This is a genomic window from Bacteroidota bacterium (assembly GCA_023957335.1).
Classification (GTDB): Bacteria; Bacteroidota; Bacteroidia; order NS11-12g; family UBA955; genus JALOAG01.
In genome coordinates this window covers 36,468-54,022 of the sequence record JAMLHC010000004.1, presented here as the reverse complement: position 1 = coordinate 54,022, position 17,555 = coordinate 36,468, and the positions used below count along the sequence as shown (strand labels likewise).

The 17,555-nt window shown below is 38.7% G+C and carries 13 protein-coding genes; 4 read left to right on the top strand and 9 right to left on the bottom strand.

Annotated elements, in window-relative coordinates:
- Positions 1-4: 4 nt before the first annotated feature.
- From M9892_08445 to M9892_08430, 4 genes are all read right to left on the bottom strand, one after another.
- Positions 5-1,537: a type I restriction-modification system subunit M gene (locus M9892_08445; GenBank protein ID MCO5254376.1), complete on the bottom strand. Its 1,533-nt coding sequence runs from the start codon at positions 1,535-1,537 to the stop codon at positions 5-7.
- A gap of 235 nt (positions 1,538-1,772) precedes the next feature.
- Positions 1,773-1,919, bottom strand: a complete 147-nt coding sequence (locus M9892_08440) for a hypothetical protein (GenBank protein ID MCO5254375.1) — start codon at positions 1,917-1,919, stop codon at positions 1,773-1,775.
- Positions 1,916-2,416, bottom strand: a complete 501-nt coding sequence (locus M9892_08435; protein ID MCO5254374.1) for a barstar family protein — start codon at positions 2,414-2,416, stop codon at positions 1,916-1,918. The genes M9892_08440 and M9892_08435 overlap by 4 nt, the downstream gene beginning before the upstream one ends.
- A gap of 488 nt (positions 2,417-2,904) precedes the next feature.
- Positions 2,905-4,101, bottom strand: coding sequence for a M20 family metallopeptidase (locus tag M9892_08430; GenBank protein ID MCO5254373.1), 1,197 nt, complete (start codon positions 4,099-4,101; stop codon positions 2,905-2,907).
- Positions 4,102-4,171: 70 nt separating this feature from the next.
- Between M9892_08430 and M9892_08425 the strand changes: the two genes are divergently transcribed.
- Entirely contained in the window at positions 4,172-4,759 is a 588-nt protein-coding gene (locus M9892_08425; protein ID MCO5254372.1) for a hypothetical protein, read from the top strand.
- A 33-nt stretch (positions 4,760-4,792) separates the two neighbouring features.
- Here the strand turns inward: M9892_08425 and M9892_08420 are convergent, their stop codons facing one another.
- Together M9892_08420 and M9892_08415 are read right to left on the bottom strand one after the other, a co-directional pair.
- The gene (locus M9892_08420; GenBank protein MCO5254371.1) at positions 4,793-5,644 is read right to left on the bottom strand and encodes a hypothetical protein; all 852 of its coding nucleotides are present in this window, start codon (positions 5,642-5,644) and stop codon (positions 4,793-4,795) included.
- Between the two features lie 75 nt (positions 5,645-5,719).
- Complete coding sequence (locus M9892_08415; protein ID MCO5254370.1) at positions 5,720-6,898, bottom strand: acetyl-CoA C-acyltransferase; 1,179 nt, start codon at positions 6,896-6,898, stop codon at positions 5,720-5,722.
- Positions 6,899-7,116: 218 nt separating this feature from the next.
- Between M9892_08415 and M9892_08410 the strand changes: the two genes are divergently transcribed.
- The 3 genes from M9892_08410 to M9892_08400 are packed head-to-tail and all read left to right on the top strand — an operon-like array spanning position 7,117 to position 11,564.
- The gene (locus tag M9892_08410) at positions 7,117-9,054 is read left to right on the top strand and encodes a T9SS type A sorting domain-containing protein (protein MCO5254369.1); all 1,938 of its coding nucleotides are present in this window, start codon (positions 7,117-7,119) and stop codon (positions 9,052-9,054) included.
- A gap of 30 nt (positions 9,055-9,084) precedes the next feature.
- A complete protein-coding gene (locus M9892_08405) occupies positions 9,085-10,578 on the top strand; it encodes a hypothetical protein (GenBank protein ID MCO5254368.1) in 1,494 nt (497 codons plus the stop codon).
- The gene (locus tag M9892_08400; GenBank protein MCO5254367.1) at positions 10,575-11,564 is read left to right on the top strand and encodes a DUF6427 family protein; all 990 of its coding nucleotides are present in this window, start codon (positions 10,575-10,577) and stop codon (positions 11,562-11,564) included. The genes M9892_08405 and M9892_08400 overlap by 4 nt, the downstream gene beginning before the upstream one ends.
- A gap of 20 nt (positions 11,565-11,584) precedes the next feature.
- Here M9892_08400 and M9892_08395 read toward each other — a convergent pair whose 3' ends face one another.
- The 3 genes from M9892_08395 to M9892_08385 form a co-directional block, all read right to left on the bottom strand.
- Entirely contained in the window at positions 11,585-12,724 is a 1,140-nt protein-coding gene (locus M9892_08395) for an efflux RND transporter periplasmic adaptor subunit (protein MCO5254366.1), read from the bottom strand.
- A 6-nt stretch (positions 12,725-12,730) separates the two neighbouring features.
- Complete coding sequence (locus M9892_08390; GenBank protein MCO5254365.1) at positions 12,731-17,053, bottom strand: CusA/CzcA family heavy metal efflux RND transporter; 4,323 nt, start codon at positions 17,051-17,053, stop codon at positions 12,731-12,733.
- Between the two features lie 85 nt (positions 17,054-17,138).
- Positions 17,139-17,531 carry a hypothetical protein gene (locus M9892_08385; GenBank protein ID MCO5254364.1) on the bottom strand — a complete coding sequence of 131 codons (393 nt, stop codon included), beginning with the start codon at positions 17,529-17,531 and terminating at the stop codon, positions 17,139-17,141.
- Between the last annotated feature and the right edge of the window lie 24 nt (positions 17,532-17,555).

Here is a 17,555-nt window from a genome sequence, read left to right as displayed (position 1 = left end):
ATTTTCAAATTAAAAATCCAATTTTCTCTAAGTTAACTTTTATCGCTTCGTCCAATTCATTCGCTTTCTGCATTTGTTCTGAAAGGGTAGAAGTGAGCATTTGCATTTTCTCGTCAAATGCTTGTCCATCTTCTTCCACTTCCTTAAAGTCAATATATCGCCCCGGGGTCAGGATATAGTTGTTTTTGCGGATGTGCTGAATGTTGGCAGACTTACAAAAACCTGCAATGTCTTTGTATTCGGCAAATTGCTCTTTGCTTCGCCACTTGTGGTAAGTATCGGCAATGTTGACAATGTCGTTGTCTGTTAGTTCACGCTGTTTGCGGCTTATCATTGTGCCAAATTCCCGTGCATCAATAAAAAGCACTTCATTGGTTCGGTTTCTGAATTTGGTGGTTTCGGTTTTGTTGCGAGCCAAAAACCACAAGCAAGCGGGTATTTGAGTATTGTAAAACAACTGCGAAGGCAAAGAAACCATACAATCCACCAAGTCGGCTTCAATCATTGCTTTTCTGATTTCACCTTCGGTGGCTATTTCAGAACTCATACTGCCGTTTGCCAAAACAATTCCTGCTGTGCCAAAAGGGGCAAGTTTGCTCACAAAGTGTTGCAACCAAGCGTAGTTGGCATTGCCTGTTGGCGGTATGCCAAATTTCCATTTGTGGGTTTCGGCTTTGTTGATGTTATAGTCGCTGATGTTGAAAGGTGGATTGGCTATGATGTAATCCACTTTCAATTCAGGGAATTTGTCATTCATCAAGGTATCACCCAATTCAATTTTGGCATCAATCCCACGAATAGCCAAATTCATTTTTGCCAACTTGTAAGTGGTTGGGTTGCTTTCCTGTCCGAAAATGGAAATTTTACCTTTTCGGTGTTCGTGCATTTCAATAAATTTTTCACTTTGCACAAACATTCCACCGCTTCCGCAACAGCCGTCATACACTCGTTTTTCAGCTTCGGGGGCAAGCATTTCAACCAAGAGTTTTACAATGCTGGCAGGCGTATAAAACTGTCCGCCTTTTTTGCCTTCGGCATCTGCAAACTGTCCTAAGAAATATTCAAACACAAAGCCCAAAACGTCTTTGCCTTTTCCGTTTCCGCCTTTGCTCAAGGTGATTGACCCAATCAGGTCGATGAGTTCACCAAGTCTTTGTTTGTCGAGTGCAGGTCGGGCATAGTCTTTTGGCAAAACGCCTTTCAGAACAGCATTATCTCTTTCAATGCTGTCCATTGCTTCATCAATGTCTTTCCCGATTGTCGGCAATTTGGCCCTGCCTTGTAGCCATTTCCAACGTGCTTGCGGTGGCACATAAAAAACTCTCTCGGCTGTGTATTCGTCCTTGTCTTCGGGGTCGGCTCCTGTTTCGTGTTTGGTCGCTTCTAATTGGTTATAGAGTTCATCAAAAGCATCTGAAATATATTTTAAGAATATCAAACCCAAAACAACGTGTTTGTATTCAGCCGCATCCATATTGTTGCGAAGTTTGTCGGCTGCTTGCCAAAGGGTTTTTTCTAATTCTAAATTCTCGCTCATTTGTTGTCTGTTATTCTAAATTTTTAATCGTCAAAGTTAATTTTTAAATGCCCTGTTATTGTTGTGAAACCATGTCTAATGTCGGACGGTGCGTTGGGGCAAAAGCAAATGTGCTGCATTGCATTGGCTTTGAGCGTGGGGATGCAGCTCTTTTGATTTTGCTGAAGCGTTGGCATTCTCATCTTTCATTTTTCTGTTCGTTTATTGTCGGTCGTGTCGGTTTTTAGGGTGAGTGCTAACGGTTGGCAGATTTGCGATGGGCGGGATTTTTACCACTAATGCTTATTCGGAGCACAAAACTTTCGGCTACCACTAAACTGTCTGCGGAGCACGAAACCCCGCCTATTGCAAATGTGCTGTTATGGGTAGTGCTTTGTTTCATTTTCTGTTTGAGTCTAACCATTCTGCTCCATTCCACATTACAGGAGTCGCACCAACCTGGTCAATTTGATAATTTGGATTGTCAACCTGAGCTAAAACTATAAGCCGTTTGCCGAATAGCATTTGCAGTCTTGAATTGCGTGCAAAAATGTCAAGCAACGTATGAACGCTCTTGGTGTCCAAGTTGTCCAAGTGCCGGAATACTACAATTTGTCCAGCCTTAGTTATTTCTAAGTCCGATAAACAGTCATTGAGTGCGTCCCAATTTTCTCCGTAATAGTCAGGGAACATCAATTTATCCTTTAGCCGCTTATGCATTTCGTTCTCGCCTGTCCACGTTTTGCAGTCAAATTCTACGATTGAATAGTTTTCGCTTTTAAACCAAATCAAATCAGTTTCTAAAATTTCCTTTTTCCAATACAAACTTGTCCAGCCATTTTGCAAAATTGACCAGTCAAGTCGTTGCCATTCGTCAGGATTATTTTGAAATGTTGCCATTGTCTATTTGTCGTCTGTTAGTATTACCCATAACTCATAAATATCCGCAATACTAAATCAAACCTTCCATTCATGCAAGTGAATTTATTTTTTGACAGAAGTCTGCATTCTGCTTTATTGTTATTGATTATATTTGCAGATATTTTTAAAGCGAATAAAATTAGATATTTAGTAGAGGAAAGAATATGGATATTCAGAATTCGAAGTTTGGTTTGATAAACTCAAATAGAATTGGATCTGTTTTTTTAGGCTGAGAAAATCCTTCACAAAAATTGTTGGCTTAGATACTTCCTGCTGAAGCTGGAAACTCAGCCGTACAATTTTTTGCACCTGGTGACAACATCAACCATAGCTGAATTATATTGGACAGCAGTGAGGTTGGATACACTATTCTCAAGTTAATCGCTAAAAAACGGTTTAGACTTGTGCATACATTAATGCCATGTATATTCAACTCATCTAACTTGGAAACTGCTTAAAAAAGGTTTCTATGAAACAATCGTGGGTTCATCCAACACATCTATCGCAATAAATGCCATCAAACCCGCACCGGTTCTGATAGCTTGTTCATCAATGTCAAATTGAGGATTGTGTACGTTGTTCACAATTCCTTTCGCCTGATTGCGGATACCAAGTCTATAGAAACAAGCAGGAACTTGATGCGAATACCATGCAAAATCCTCAGCAGCCATCCAGATTCCTAATTCTTCGACCTTTTCTTCGCCCATATATTTGAGGGCAGAAGCTCTGCATTTGCGTGTGAGTTCAGGATTGTTTTTCAGAAAAGGATATCCATGTTCAATATTCAAGTCAAAACTCGCACCTCTGGCTTCTACCGTATTTTTAACAAAATCATGGATAAGATTATGCGCTTTGGCTCTCCATTCCTCATCGAGGGTTCTGAAAGTCCCTTCTAAATAAACTTCATCGGGGATAACATTAGTGGCTCCGTTGGCTTGTACTTTTCCAAACGTTAACACACAGGGTATATGCGGAGGACAAAATCTGCTTACTATCTGTTGCAATTCCACAATCAGTGTTGCGGCAATCGTAACAGGGTCTATGCCCAAATGAGGCATAGCACCATGCCCACCTTTGCCTTTGATGGTCAGGTATATTTCATCGGTACTCGCCATGTACAAACCTTCTCTAAAACCCACGCTTCCCACATCTATCAAAGGCATTACATGTTGTCCCACTATCATATCGACTTTGGGATTTCCTAAAACACCTTCCTTAATCAATAAACTTGCGCCTCCGGGTAGTTTTTCTTCTCCCGGCTGAAAAATCAATTTGATTTTGCCTTTGATTTTATCTTTGTTTTGGTTCAAAATGTAAGCAGCACCCAGCAGACAAGTTGTATGCACATCATGACCACAAGCGTGCATTACCCCTTCGTTTTGAGATTTATAAGGAACATCATTTTTTTCGATTATGGGCAACGCATCTAAATCTGCTCTGAGAGCAATGGTTTTGCCACTTTGAGCCCCTTCAATTAACCCAATAACACCTGTGCCTGCCATTCTTTGGTTGGGAATACCCCATTCATTTAGCATAGATTCAACATATTTTGCTGTATTGTGCTCTTCAAATGAGAGTTCAGGGTTGGAATGTATGTGTCGTCTGATGCTGACCAAACGCTCAAAAAGAGCATCTGATTGAGATTTAAAGAGTTCTGTAATCATAAAAAAGTGGTCAATATATTTGTCTTTATATTTGCAACAAAATAACGACTTTTGCCAAACCAAAACACGCATGAGTTTTTCAAAATTTTTTTTAATAGGTATTCTATTTGGTGTTATTATATCTGCGGGTTGCAAAGACAGCAAAGATGAACCTGCTTTATTAATCCAGCGTACCAATCAATATTTCAACTTTGCTGAAAACACACAATGGGTATATAATGTGATTTCGGATTCTTCTATTTCTCAAACCGCTACTTTTACATTGAAAAACAAAATCAGGAGTATTCGCAATGAAAACAATTCGGAGATTATATCCTATGACCTTGTGCGCGATGATCATTACAAAATCAATATCAGATGCGAAGTTGGTCCTACTGATTATGCAGATAGAATAGCTTTTCTGGTTGAGGATGGAGGTCAAAAAATCCTATCCGCTTTTGTTTGGTCTCAACCTCATCACTTTTACGCTGAAATTGGAGATGATTTGAAAGAAATTGGAGCGGATACACTCGGTGGTATATCCTATCAAGGTGTTTGGAAACTTAAGACCAAACGCAAGGGTGCATTCAAAGAAATCAAATTTGCACAAGGATATGGATTGATATACCTCTGTTTGCAAGATGGTACTATGTACGAATTGAAAGAATTGAAAAAATAGCGTAGAACCTGCTCAGGTTGAATGCTGAACACCTTACTTTTCCAAATCCTTATATTCCCCAAAATCTTCCAGTCTTACCCATTTACCTTTGCGTAAGGGCTTGTAGGCACTATAAGTACCATCCGGAATAAGAAATTCGTCAACACCCGAGACAAAACCGGCTGCGGGAACAAGTTTATCAAAAACAATCATCTTGTCTTTGTCATCATAACGCAAGGTCATTGTCGCCTGATCGGAATATGTAAATAATACCCTATAATCGGGATCTTGGTCGTCTTCATAACGTTTGAAGACAGGTAGTCCGAACGTGATTCCTTCTTTGTCAATGGTCATAACATCGATTGATTTGCGGTTTACCTTAGTGTCTAACCCATGAAAAGTCATTATCATGTAGCGTTTTTTGCGCTTGTATTTGAACTCATATATTTGATAAATCAACCCTCCGGGCCACTCGGCTTGTGTGAAATCGTTGTTTTCAAGTTCTTTTTTTTCTCTGCCTAATTTTTCATTAAGCCAAAAATTTTCAATGTTATGTTTTTGCTTGTACTGCACCACACCATAACTTTTGTAGTTGCCGTCATTATCTGCCATCAGCCATGTGATTGCCCGAACTTTTCGGTCTTCACTGCGTTTGAACATGACTGTATTGATTGAATCTGCATCTACATCAAAGGAGCCTTCGGTTTCTACAAACTTTCGAAGAATGGTTTTAAAGGAATCATTGTACACAAATCTTTTTTGTTGATTGTAAGAATTGCGTAAAGTGTCAGAATAGTGCTTCATCTGCCGGAGCATGGGGTTAAAAACCGTAGTATCATAGCCCGAAGCAAAAGACAGTACAGAGGAAAATAGTAGTAAAAGAAGAATAAAAAACTTTTGGAACATATTGTATCTAACGTTATTTATTGTCAGAGTATTCAAAAACAATTCCAAAAGTTTTTTAAATCAATTTTCCAATCATTATAATTTCTCGATTACCATTGCGCTAGCACCACCACCGCCATTGCAAATACCTGCAGCACCGTATTTGGCGTGATTTTGAGCTAAAATATTGATTAAAGTAACCAATATTCTGGCTCCTGAATCGCCTAAGGGGTGTCCAAGAGAAACCGCACCACCGTTTACGTTTACTTTTTCAGGGTCAAGGTTTAGTATCTTAGTGTTTACCAAACCTACGACAGAAAATGCTTCATTCAATTCATAATAGGAAATGTCAGAAGCTTGAAGTCCTGCGTTTTTAATAGCTTTGGGTAGAGCTTTGGCCGGTGCTGTGGTAAACCATTCCGGTTCTTGTTCTGCATCTGCAAAACCGGCAATTTTTGCCAAAGGTTTTAATCCTAACTCTTCCATTTTTTCTTTGCTCATCAGCACCAAAGCAGCAGCTCCGTCATTAATGGTGGATGCATTTGCAGCTGTAACGGTTCCGTCTTTTTGGAAAACAGGGTTGAGGGAAGGGATTTTGTCAAATTTGACGTTGGTATATTCTTCGTCTTTGTCAACGATTGTGATATTTCCTTTTCTGTCTTTGATTTCAACAGGAACAATTTCGTCTTTAAATCTGTTTTCGTCCCATGCTTTGGCAGAGCGCTTGTATGAATTAATTGCAAAATTATCTTGATCCTCTCTGGAGAAATGGTACTCTCTGGCGCAAAGCTCTGCCGCATTCCCCATGTGATAATGGTTGTACACATCTGTCAAACCGTCAAACACAAGACCGTCAATGAGTTTCATGTCGCCAAGTTTGGTTCCGGTTCTGCCGTTCTTGAGATAATGAGGAGCCTGTGACATGTTTTCCATACCTCCTGCAACTACACAGTCTTCCAATCCTAACATAATGGATTGTGCTGCTAACGCAACTGATTTCATGCCTGATGCACATACTTTGTTTACAGTTGTGCATTGAACACTGGGAGGCAATCCTGCAAAAATAGCAGCCTGTCTTGCGGGAGCTTGTCCCAAGCCTGCTTGTAATACACATCCCATATAAACCTCTTTGACATGTTTGGGGTCAAGGTTAATTTTTGACAAAGCGCCCTTAATGGCTGTGGCACCTAATTCTGTTGCGGATACTCCAGATAGAGAACCATTGAAACTGCCAATAGCTGTTCTGACAGCGGAAACAATAAATACTTCTTTCATTTTTCTCAAATTTTGACGCGAAAATAAACCTTTATGACTGTGTTTTTGCTATTTAATAAATAGAAATTCGTTGATTCCTTTTGTTATCAGACACTTTCATTCCGAATGAATTTATTTTCGTGTTGCGACAAAGGTGTCGTTTGCTTTTATCAAATTTATTTTAACGCTGATTGCTTAACTTTTAAATGCACATCAATAGTGTTAAATTTGCCGTTTCTATGAAGCCTATATACATTAGTATGCGTCATTATATTCTTCTACTTGGCACATTTCTTTTAATTTCAAAATCTGTTATTTCGCAAGACACCACAAGTAAATTACAAGCGTTTAACAAAGTAGATGTAGCTTCTAATCTAATCCAAGTAAAGAAAGCCGGTCTTGCCGGTATTTATCCTTTTGACCCTCAATATGTATCCATCAAGAGAGTGAACCCAAGCCCTGCTAAACAGCCTCCGGATTGGGAACATATTGCTCTAAAAGATAGTATTTCACAGGCTATTGCATCAAGAAACAGCAGACGCAGCAATTTTCTTACTGACAGTTTGAAGGTTGAGTTTGGATATGAATCCAACCCTTTCTCAGGACTCACTCCAATGGATAACCACATAGCAATATCCAATGATGGCATTATTGTAAGTGTGATTAACACAAATATTGTGATTTCAGACACTTTGGGCACAACTCTTCTATATCGAGTGATGAATAAAACTTTTTTTGGTGATAACACACTTACCGGAACCATATATGACCCACGTGTACTATATGACCCTGATAATGACAGATTTATTTTGGTTGTTTTGCACGGCTCAACTTCTGCCACTTCCAAAGTTTTAGTTTGTTTTTCTAAGAGTAATAGACCGGATGTTGACGGGTGGCATTATTATACATTCAATGGAAACCCTTTTGGCAATGGGCTGTGGTTTGATTATCCCAATATAGGCACTAACAAAAATGAATTGTTTATTACCGGTAATCTTTTTACGGATTCTCGTAGTTATGCCAATCAAGTCATATTTCAGATTGATAAAATGGGTGGCTATGCCGGAACGAACAACATAAGTTCAAGGACTTGGGGTGGGATTACATTGGGTGGAGGGAGGTTGCAAAACAGTGACGGAGACCTCCCATTTACAATGGTTCCTGCATATTATGGGTTTGCCGGAGACAATGCGAGTGATATGTGGTTTGTCAGTACCAACTCGGGTTCAGGTAACAAGATTTATGTTTATAGAATTACAGAAGGTCTTAATAACAACCCTTCTATGGAGATCAGTGCAGCCCAGATACCCTATTATACTCAAGAAAATTTATCTTCTCAGTTTTCCGGTGGTGTCGGTGCTTCTCCGGTAAGGTTGATTTCGGGTGATTCAAGGATGAAGAATGCATATATTCAGCATGGTGTTATCCATTGTGTGTGGAATGCTCGTCCTGCCGGATATAGTTTTTCAACTATTATATATGCCAGAATTGACGCAAAGACGAAAGAAGTAAAGACAAAGAGTTTTTCTGAAAATGGTACCGATTATGCTTTTTCGGCAATAGCACCTTTTTCGACCCAAAATGACGTATTAACGACCCTTATCGTTTATACATCTTCAAGTGCAGTCAAATATCCGGACATTGGAGTGCTTACCTGCGACAACGAAATGAATTTTAGTACACCTGTTACTGTCAAAGAAGGCGAGAGCTTTGTCAGTATTTACCCCCAAAATAACCAGACACGTTGGGGTGATTATTCAGGGATTGCCAAAAAATACAATGCTTCTCGACCCGAAGTATGGGTGATGGGCTCCTATGGTTTTTTTACATCAGGATCTGCAATACCCAGACATTGGAAAAACTGGAATGGAAAAATCGTGAGCCGGGATAATATTGAACAGAATGTCGGAACGCAAAGACTATATCCTAACCCGGTGGACGATCCTTCGCAAACAGTTACGTTTAATTTTATTGCAGCAAAATCGGGTGAGTATAAGGTTAAGATTTTTGATATGAATGGAAAATTAGTATCAGATTTGTTTTCAGATATATTGTTTCCGGGCGAATACAGGATGACTTTCTCCACGTCAGGATTTGCAATTGGCAGTTATATTGTCAGATATTTTTTGGACGGAAAACAACTTGGCTTCGAGAAGTTACTTGTGATATCTAAATAACCGATAATTTGCACTCGAATAAATGAACTATTGAAAAAGAGCCGATTTTATACTCTATTAGCCATTTTAACCTTTGTTGCATTTGAGGCACAGTCTCAACAAGTAACATGGGGAGAAGATCCGCGCAGTAATTCTGTTAATAGCTATTTTATGACAGTTGGTGAAAACCAAAGTGGAATCTATATGCTCAGCCATTCAAGCCGCAAAGAAGACATAGCTAGATTTGCGATTGAACGTTACAACCATGATTTATTTTTTCAAAACAGTAAATCTATCAAACAACGCGGGCAGAAATTGCTGAGAATTCAAATATTGAAAGAAAATGTATTTTTTGCCTTAGGTCCCATTTCCAAAAAGGCTGGTACGCAAACGGTTACAGGATATTTATTAGATGAAAAATTGGATGGTTTTGCGAGGCAGATACCTCTTATGACACTCAATGTGAAATCACGCTCTCAGGATTATTTTTTTAAGGTAAGAAATACTCCCGACTTCAACCAAATTGGTGTTTTTGGATTTATTGATAGTCCGCAAGAAACAGGTAAGGTGCTTTATTATAACCTTTTTAATGAAGATTTAGATACAGTCCTGACCCATACTTTTTTTATTAATTATAAATTTGAAGAGAGTGATGTGTCAGATGTATATATTGATAATAAGGGAAATTTTTATATGACTATCGAACATAGCAATAACAGCAAGAAGATAGGTGAAGGGAGATATGTAACAGATTTGGTTTATTGCAATCTGAGTCAGGATAAGTTTGTTCATATTCCTATTGCTGAAAACGGCTTTATGATTAAAGGCGTAGGCTTTACAAGTGACGATAGTATGAATGTTGTTTTTGCAAACGGTTTTTTTGGGGCTGAAATCAATGGCTATCAAAAAGGTGTCTTTCAGATTGGAGTTGACCAATTATCAGGCGAAATCAGAGTGAATACATTTACAGATATCCCAATTTCCTTTGTGGGGGAAGTGCTTGGAGAAAAGAACTTAAATCAAGGCTCTTTGTTGAGTCAGTATTACATAAAGAAAATAGTCAGAACAACTGAAAACAAAAGTATTCTGATTGCGGAGCGATATTATTCGGACATTTATTCAGATCAAGTTTGGATGAATGGGGCACCTATAACGGTATCACATAGGCTCTATCATTATGATGAAGTTATATTGATTTGTTTGGATACACTTGGAAAAATCACTTGGAATCAGGTAATCCAAAAACAGCAGACATCACAGGATGATTATGGATATTTCAGTTCAATTCTGGTGGCAGTTACCCCTGACTTAATTACCATCTTGTATAATGACCGGATGAATAAATCCAAAGATGTGCTTCAATATACCATAACAAAAGAAGGAGAAATCAAGTCTGAAATTCTGTTTCCGGCAGAACAAGTATATACTTACATTATCCCTGTAGAAGGCAGGCAGACCGGATATAACAGATTGGTTGTGCCCATATTAAGAGAACGTGATTATTCCATCATTAAACTAACCTATAACAAAAAATCAAACCCTTGATTAAGTTTTTCTCTGATATAAAGGCTGTAAACCCTCTGGCACTGTTGTTTTTTCTACTGTGCGTAAGGGTTTTCTTTGTGATTGGATATGCAGGTCAGTTTGATTGGAAACCCGAAAATCATAATTATACCGAGTATGTATTTTCAATACTCAACCAAAACCTATATATAGCATTCATACTGAGTACGGCTATTGTTTATGTGTCTGCATTGTTGTTCAATAACATGATAATTCAGCATGATATTCTATTCAAACGCAATTATCTGGGTGCCTATTTTTACTGTCTCATTGCCTCTATTTTACCCGAATATTACCTTTTAGGCTCCGCCATTTTTATCAATCTGTTGATGATCATAGCCATGCAAAGGATGTTTGATTTGTATAAAGTTCCCTATCCTTATGATAATATTTTTCTTATTGGTATTTTATCGGGAGTAAGTGTGTTGTTCAGCATATCTTATATTTTAATTTTCTTGTATATGATTGTCGGTATCATGTTTTTCAGGGCAATCAAAATTACCGAAATTGTTGCCTCACTTCTGGGTTTTGTGTTACCTGTTTTTATGGCATTTGCATTGAATTATCTCATCAATGGAGTTGCTGTGCCCGATTATCTTCAGTTTAATTCATTTGATACAAAAACAATCCAAGACCAAATCCTATTTACACCTCTTCTCATCATTGCATTGATTGCTATTCCTGCTTCTATTAGGATTGCCAACAATTATTGGCGTAACACCATAAAAATTCGCAGGATTATTATTTTGTTGTATATCTATCTGGGGCTCAGCATACTACTTACCTTTACAGGGAATGAAAATTCTGTACAAGAGAGTTTGCTCTGTGCAATCCCTTTCGGTTTGATTCTGGCTCATTACTATACAGTTGACAACAAACTCAAGTGGATTCGCAAAATTCTGCACATTATACTGCTCTTGGCAGTGGTGGTTTTTCAGTATAAATTCTTGTGGCTTCGGTACTTTTAATGACCGACCCAATGCTTTTCTCAATGATGGTCGTCAGTTCCCTTATTTTTCATGGACATCAATAATGTGTAAGCGCCATGGTGGACAATCGTTGCAGCTCTCAAATCTTCTGCATTAAGAATTTCCGTAAAACCATTTCCGACTGTTCCTACTTTTACCTCCACCATTTGAAAACTGTTTTGAGACAAGACTTTAAACACATAGTTTTTTCCTTCAAAAGACACTATACACTCATTAGGCATTGACCAAACTTTGTTGCCCAAAATCTCTATTTCCGCAGTCATATACATTCCCGGAATCAATGAGGGGTCATATTGTTCAAAATGTGCATGAACTTCTACCGCTCTGTCTTCCGATATATTTTTGCCTATTAACAAGAGTTTGCCTTTGTGCTTTTTGTTTGGATTACTGTTAGTGTACGCGGTCAGTGGATCGCCAATTCGAATTTTATCTATGTCTTTTTCAAATACCTTTAAGTCTAAGTGCAAATCTCGCGGGTCCACAAGTTCGAACAACACATCCGAAGGGGCAACATATTTGCCCACGTTAACCAAAACTTGGGTTACATAACCATCAAAGGGAGCAAAGATGGAAATGGTGGGACTGATATTGTTAATATTCAACTTGTTGTAATTGATATTGATTAAACTCAATTTTTGTTCTAACGCGGCTTTATTGATTTGTAGCATTTCGTATTCTGCTTTGGCTATTTGCAATGCCTTGTCGCTGCCAGCCTTGCTTTGGTTCAATTCAGTCTGACGCTTGTACTCTGCTTCTGCATTTTGCAGTTGTGCTTTTACAGACAGATAATCTTGTTGCAGTTGAATGTATTGATTGTCTTCCATAACCGCAATGGCTTCGCCCTTGTTGAAATGAGAACCCGGTAGCATTTTGGTGGATTTGAGATAGCCGCCTAACGCCACACTGACCGATACTAAGTTCTGTGGTGGAACATCAATCTTGCCATTGAGAATCAGTGTTTGAGAAATGACATCTTCCTTTATTTGAGTTGTTGAGATTGATATATTTTGCATCTGTGCATCAGTGAGATGCACTTCCATTTCATGTTCATGGTCTTGGGCATCGGATTGACTTTTTGGTTTGTTTGAACATCCCCAGAGAATGAGCAAACTATAAGTTAGGATGAATATTTTTTTCATTGATTTTTATTTTGTTGTTAAGTATTGAAGCTGAATAGCAGTCTGATTGAGTTGCATCATTGCTTCATAATAATTTAATTGAATTTGGAGTGCTTGATTGTTGATTAACACCATTTCCAGATAGTTAATTTCGCCTTTGTCATATTGTTGTCTTGCGGTTTGCAAAATCAAGTCTGCCTTTGGCAATTGTTTGTCTATATAGTTTTGAACTATCTGAAGTCGGGTTTGATACTGTTGAAGCGCGGATTTATATTCTGCAATCCATTGCTGTTTTTTGATTGCCAGTTGATTTTCTGCAAGTGATATCATTTTCTTTTGTGAGCGAATATTGCTTTTTTGGTAACCAAAGAATATCGGAATACCTACGCTGACTGCATAACTACCATATCTGTTATTGCCTATGTCATGGAAACTTTGGTTATAGTAACCCAGCGAAAAATTGGGTAATAACTTTGAATTTTCTACGCCCATACGAGTTTGAGCTATGTTTATTTCTTGCTGTGCCGCCAAAATAATAGGATGAGAATCCGGTGTAGAATCTTTTACTAATCCACTGATATCAAAGAATATGTCGGAGGATTCAGGCTCATATCGGATATCGGAATTCAGCAGTAACTGCATGTGGATTTGAGCTAATTCTATGTCGTTGTGAATTGATTTCAGTTTGTTGCTGATATTTTCTTTTTCTATTTCTGCCGAACTAAGTTCCAGAATGTTGTTTGCGCCTTTGTCAAATCTCAGTTTGGCTTTCTGAACATAAAGAGCATACTGACTATCCAACTGTAACAATTTAGTTTCTTGTTCTTTGAGTACAAGTATTTGATAAAAAACCAAACTGAGCTCTTTTCTGATTTCGGCTTTGCTGAGGTTTTGGATAAATAGTGATTGTTGCCATTCTTGTTGCATTATTTTCTTTTGCCCGCTGTAAACAGTAGGAAAATCAAATACCTGCGATACGCCCAGCTTGTTGTCACTGACATTAGAATTAATTTGACCGAATTCACCTGAAATATTGGTGTGCGATACATTAAAATAACCTGCTTTTCTTTTGGCATAATATTCTGACATGAGTTTGGAATTTTGTACTGTAAGATTGTTCTGTTCTGCCAATGAAATTGCATCTTGATAGGAGATACGCTGCGCAAAGACAGGCAGTTGAATCAGAAGTAACACACAGATAGTCAGTAATTTTTTTCCGATTTTCATTTTAGGTAATTTTATTTTTTCTATGATGATAAAAAGTGTAGGCAAGACAAAGAGCGTAAGGAAAGTAGCAAAAAGTAAACCTCCGATTACCACGGTAGCCAAAGGTCTTTGGACTTCTGCTCCCGAACCGTGACTCAGTGCCATAGGCAAGAAACCAAGAGATGCGACTAAGGCGGTCATTAATACAGGTCTCAGACGGGTGTGAGTGCCTTGTAACACTATTTGAACAAGGTCTGATTCACCTGCTTTTTTGAGGCGATTATATTCTGCTATCAACACAATTCCGTTGAGAACCGCCACTCCAAACAAAGCTATGAACCCAACTCCGGCACTGATACTGAAAGGCATTCCGCGCAATGCCAAAAGAAATACTCCGCCAATAGTTGAAAGGGGAATGGCGGTATAAATCAACAGACTTTCTTTGAGTGAATTGAATGCAAAAAAGAGTAAAATAAAAATTAAAATGAGTGCTACCGGAACAGCAATCATCAGCCTGTCTTTGGCTTTCTGAAGATTTTCAAAGGCACCTCCATAGGTTGTATAATATCCGGGGGCGAACCTAAGCTGCTTGCCCACTTTACTTTGCAACTCTTCCACAATACTTTGGACATCGCGTCCGTGTATATTAAACCCAACCACTACTCTTCTTTTTGCATCCTCGCGTTGAATCTGCGCAGGACCATTCTCAATGCTCACCTTTGCCAACTGCGACAAAGGAATTTGTGTTCCTTGCGGTGTGGATACAAGCAGATTTTGAATATCTTCAAGATGGGTACGCTGTTTTTCATCCAATCGCAATACTAAGTGAAAGCGTTTTTCTCCTTCATACACATATCCGGCACTCTGACCTGCAAAGGCTGTATTGACCACATTATTTACATCAAAAATGTCCAACCCATATTGTGCAATCTGAGCACGATCATATTGAATCAGAATCTGAGGCAAACCGGTAATGGGCTCTATATAAAGAGCTTCTGCCCCTTCGACTGTTTTAATTATTTCTCCCATTTGTTGAGCATAAACAGCGAGACTGTCGAGGTTTTCGCCAAAAATTTTGCAAACCACATCTTGCTTTGCTCCTGTCATCAATTCATTAAACCGCATTTGAACCGGATACATGACCCCAATGCTAACCCCGGGTATTGCTTCCAGAGCTTTGCTCATTTTCTCTGCAAGTTCCGGAAATGTTTTGGCAGATGTCCATTCTTTTTTGTTCTTGAGTAAGACTATCATATCTCCGGCTTCTATTGGCATTGGGTCTGTTGGAACTTCTCCACTCCCGATTTTGGTTACTGCTGTTATAACCTCCGGAAATTCTTTTTTCAGAATATGAGCTACTTTCTGTGCATTTTCAACGGTGGTATTCAAATTACTGCCGGTTAATACCCGCAACTCGATAGCAAAATCCCCCTCTTCCAAAGTGGGAATAAACTCTCCACCCATTCTCGCAAACACAATAATAGCAACGATGAACAATGATACAACTGTCCCAATCACTAATTTTGGGTATTGCAAAATTTTCTTCAAATATTTCGTATGCCAATTTCCAAAACGAGCCATCAATTTGTCAGACCAATTTTCAGCATGAATCTTTTGTTTGCTGATAACTAAAGCACTCATCATGGGTATATAGGTAAGTGAAAGGATAAATGCCCCCAACAATGCAAAAGTGACTGTCTGTGCCATCGGCTTAAACATTTTGCCTTCAATCCCTTGTAATGAGAATATGGGCAAATAGACAATAAGGATGATGATTTGACCAAAAACGGCACTGTTAACCATTTTGGTTGCCGAAGAACTTACTTCTGCATCCATTTCTTTTTGTGTAATTTTGTTAAATGCAGCAAATTTTTTTCCGCTGTGCAACTGGTGCATTACCGCTTCTACAATGATAACCGCTCCGTCCACAATAAGCCCAAAGTCGAGTGCGCCCAAACTCATCAGATTGCCGCTCACCCCAAAAATATTCATCATGATGATGGCAAAAAGCATGGATAAGGGAATCACGGAAGCTACAAGAAAGCCCGCTCTGAAATTGCCCAAAAACAAAACCAGCACAAAGACTACAATCAAAGCCCCTTCGCTTAGGTTTTTTGAAATTGTGTGAATGGCATTGTTGACCATTTTGGTTCTATCCAGAAAAGGCTCAATCGTAACTCCCTCCGGTAAGGTATTTTTAATAGACTCTATTCTTTTCTTAACATTTTTGACCACCTCACTACTATTCTCATCTTTTAGCATCATCACAATAGCACCGGCTGCCTCACCTTCATCGTTGTATGTCAAAGCACCATATCGGGTTGCAAAACCAATTTTGACCGTTGCAATGTCTTTTACAAAAACAGGAATACCTTCAGATGTAGATTTGACCGCAATTTTTTCAATATCGCTTATACTTTGAATCAAACCTTCACTACGTATATAAAGCACTGTGGGACCTTTTTCTATATAGGCTCCTCCGGTGTTTTGGTTATTTTTTTTCAAAGCTTCAAACAAGTCAGTTAATGACAAACCAAAAGATTGCAATTTGTGGGCATCCACCGCTATCTCGTACTGTTTGAGTTTGCCGCCAAAACTGCTGACTTCGGCTACACCGCTTACTCCCAACAACTGTCTGCGAACAATCCAGTCTTGAATGGTGCGTAGTTGGGTAATATCGTAACGGTCTTCATAGCCTTTTTTTGCCCTGACCACATATTGATAAATTTCTCCTAAACCGGTTGTGATAGGACCCAATTCCGGTGAACCGATTTCAGCAGGAATATCTTTTTGAATCAGTTGCAGTCGCTCAGCTATTTGCTGCCTTGCCCAATATATATCAATATTGTCTGCAAAGACGATAGTAACAACGGATAATCCAAATCGCGAAAAACTCCGGATTTCTTCTATCCCTTTGATATTGCTGTTTTCTAACTCAATCGGGAAAGTAACTAAACGCTCTATTTCTGTTGCACCGAGCGAGGGCGCAGAGGTTATTATCTGAACCTGATTGTTGGTAATATCAGGAACGGCATCTATGGGCAATCGGGTGGTTTCATACACACCAAAAAGCACAAGGGCAGCCGTTAACAACCCTATGATGAGTTTGTTCTTTATGGAAAACTCAATGATTTTATGAAGCATTTTTTTCTCTTTTAATTTAATTTCTTTTGGGTAAATAATTACAACAGGCAAGCCATGCAGGATTTGCCATTGTCATAAGTCTGAATTAAATAAAAAGAGTCCTGGGCGGTTGCCAGATTTGAGTGAGAAAATCGTTTGAATATTGTGACTGTTCAAAAACAAGACTTTCGGATTTTTCAAATGCACAAGGCAAATCTAACATAAGTGATGTGTCGTCAGGCGAAGTCGTAATAAGAGTGCTTGTAGAACTGTCAATAGACCTGAAAGGTAGTTTTTCGTGGTCGTGGTCGTCTGCATCGGTGTGATTAATATGAGCTGCATAGTGTTCGCTCATAAAATCTATAAAATCAATTTTGCCAATGGTTTTCAGGTGTTCAAAATAATGATGTACCAATACGGGCAACTTAAGCATTTCACCCAGACCTGCATTAGTGTTCAAAAAACACAGTAAAAATAAGATGGCAATCAGCCTCTTCATTGAGCTTGCAAATTTAAATGATTT